At 42.0% G+C, this 2,609-nt stretch carries 3 protein-coding genes; 1 reads left to right on the top strand and 2 read right to left on the bottom strand.

Going from position 1 to position 2,609, the window contains the following annotated elements; genetic code table 11:
• Together PF479_RS17660 and PF479_RS17655 are read right to left on the bottom strand one after the other, a co-directional pair.
• Positions 1 to 470: hypothetical protein (locus PF479_RS17660; protein WP_298009416.1), on the bottom strand; the 470-nt coding region annotated here is incomplete at its 3' end.
• A 44-nt stretch (positions 471 to 514) separates the two neighbouring features.
• On the bottom strand, positions 515 to 1,489 hold the full coding sequence (locus PF479_RS17655) for a class I SAM-dependent methyltransferase (protein ID WP_298009414.1): 975 nt from the start codon (positions 1,487 to 1,489) through the stop codon (positions 515 to 517).
• Positions 1,490 to 1,932: 443 nt separating this feature from the next.
• On the opposite strand from PF479_RS17655, the gene PF479_RS17650 reads away from it, so the two are divergent.
• A complete protein-coding gene (locus PF479_RS17650) occupies positions 1,933 to 2,574 on the top strand; it encodes a response regulator (protein ID WP_298009411.1) in 642 nt (213 codons plus the stop codon).
• Positions 2,575 to 2,609 lie beyond the last annotated feature (35 nt).

Genomic DNA, 2,609 nt, shown 5'->3' with positions numbered 1-2,609 from the left:
TGATCAGGCCAGGGATAACACAAGGCGGTTATAGCCAGGGATGAAGAATTGGGAACCATCACATTCTGGGAACCATCCAGTTGAAATGCCCGATGATCAGAACTGCCGAATACGATGCGGGCAATATGAGATTCAGAAGTACCATCGTAAGCAATATTAAGAAGGGCGGTAGTTCCATCATCACTCAAGGTGATGTTTCTGATTTCCTGGGCCGCCGGATAAAGGTAGAGGGAAATACGGTCCTCTTCAAATCCATCGAGATTCTGTTTGTTCAGTATCCTTTTATCATACTTCACAGCGGTCCAGAAGGACTGGTCCCCATCAAACACGGGTTCTGCGATAGGCTCATATTGGGGAATGACTGCCCAGCCTACACTTCCCAGAAGAAAATCAGAAGAGAAGAAGGCATCAGGTTTTTCACCACAGGAAATAAAGAGGAGCAGAATCAAAAACAGAAAAATCTTTCTCATATTGCCTTCCATCACCCCTATTTTACTCCTCAATGAAGGGTCCTTCAAGATTTTCCTTCCTCTGGGTACTTTTTTGGATTATATCCGGAAGCCAAAAAAGTCTTAAGACCACGGTCAGGAAAGCGCCCGAGATACTCGGGAGGACAGGGAATATCATCTATATGGTCAAAAGTCCCGGGAGTTTCAGCATTTATCATATCCAGAAAATCCTGTTTGCCAAAATCAGAGGCATTGAGACAGAACAGGACCGCTCCCGCGGGAGCCAGAATCTGTTCAAGCCGCTGCATCAGCCGGGGATAGTCTTTTTTATACTGAAAACTGCTGCCCTGCTGGGGCGGCGGGTCCAAAATGACCAGACTATAGGGACCCCGTTTTTTGATTTTACCAAAAGACTTAAAAATATCGTATCCGAAATAAGAGGACAAGCGGGGATCCAGCTTGTTAATTTCATGATTCTTTTTTCCGATGGCAAGAGAGTATTTATTCATATCCCAATTGTCTACCCGGCTGGCTCCCCCCTTCAGGGCTGCCACGGAAAAGGAACAGGTATATGCAAAAAGATTCAAGACTGGAAGAAGGTCCTCACTTTCAGATTCCTGGCGGCTGCGGTCAATATAGTCCATCACGGCCTTTCTTCCATTGATCATATCTGCAAAAAAACCGGGATTCTGACCTCTGCTGGTATGCACAAGGTAGGTGATTCCATGTTCTTTCACTTCTATCCTCTCAGGGCAGTCCGCACTGAGGTACAGATCTTCTGCCCTGCCGGCACTGCGGTATTGGATTCTAAGTTTGCATAAGGGATAGAGTTCCCCAAGGAGACCAATCAGCCCCTCCTGCTGCTCCTCCTCGAGAGGCCTGTATGTGACAACAAACAGGAATGATCCAAACCGGTCTATGAGGAGCTGCTCCCAACCGGGAATAATCCCGGATGGTCCATTGAATATTTTTTCACATTCAGGATTATTCTGTTTTGGCCGGGACGAGATGTTCTGTAAAAGCTGATTCCATTGATCCATGTACTGATTTTCGGCATCTGAAGGGATAAAATGTGATATATTCCCGCTGGATTACCAAAAAAGAGTCTATTCAGACCTGTGTGAACCATTTGATAGCGAAAATTTCTCGATAATTATTTACTCATAAAAAGATTGAATTATTCAATTGATAGACTTAGACTTTAATTAATAAAGCCGGCACTTATGAATATTTATTTGGTTAACAATAAAAAGAGTGATGCATAAATATTCTTAAATTTCTGAATGCCAGTAGAGTCTTTCCAGCTGTTCACAGAGGAACAATACGACAGTTCAACCACCCGGAATTAGGGTGGAACCGGACTGGGCGATGATTAAGAGTCAAAAGCATTTTAAGAGTAGGAATTACATTCAGGTTTACTGCCTTATTAAAAAAAGAGTTAAGTCTTGAACACTCATATACTCCTGATGAAGGTGAGAATTTAATGGATCTAGAGAAGTATCAAAAAAGATTCAAAGGAATCAAAATTCTACTGGTCGAAGATGATCAGTTAAATCAACAGGTGGAGACCGAGTTATTGGAGTCTGTTGATTTCAGTGTTGATACCGCTGGAAATGGTATGGAAGCATTGGATTTGTTTAAAGGAGAAAACCAATACAATCTTATCCTTATGGATATGCAAATGCCTAAAATGGACGGTTTAACAGCCACCAGGCAGATCAGAAGATTAACGAAGGGAAAGGGGATTCCAATCATTGCCATGACAGGGAATGCATTTCCCGAAGACAGACTCCAATGTCTGAATGCCGGTATGAATGATGTCGTACTGAAACCTATAGATGCGGATAATTTATTCCAGATACTCGCTCAATGGATTGATGCATCTCAGATATCTCCTGAAAGTAAAACAGAAAATGCAAAGGATGAGGGAGCCTCTTTCAAGAATCTATTGTTCTCCTATGAGGGAATTGATTTTGATCAGGTAAGCAATGTATTTGATTCAGACTATAAACATTTTATTGAAATGATTGAAAAATTTGATCGTCTCAATGCAGAAAAGATAGATGTTTGTATTGAAAAAATACAATCTGGTTATAGGAGAGTTTCATTTTCTCTTCGGATTTAATTGGGGTTGATATCTTCACTAGCAGCTGATGGGGA

Origin of the sequence: Oceanispirochaeta sp. (assembly GCF_027859075.1) — a bacterium.
Classification (GTDB): domain Bacteria; phylum Spirochaetota; class Spirochaetia; order DSM-2461; family DSM-2461; genus Oceanispirochaeta.
Note: the sequence above shows the minus strand (reverse complement) of the source record. Positions and strands in the feature narration are given on the sequence as shown.

What these genes read in the sequence shown, in the direction of transcription:
- PF479_RS17655 (WP_298009414.1), bottom strand. Translation starts at nt 1,489, where the DNA reads ATGGATCAATGGAATCAGCTTTTACAGAACATCTCGTCCCGGCCAAAA.
- PF479_RS17650 (WP_298009411.1), top strand. Translation starts at nt 1,933, where the DNA reads ATGGATCTAGAGAAGTATCAAAAAAGATTCAAAGGAATCAAAATTCTA.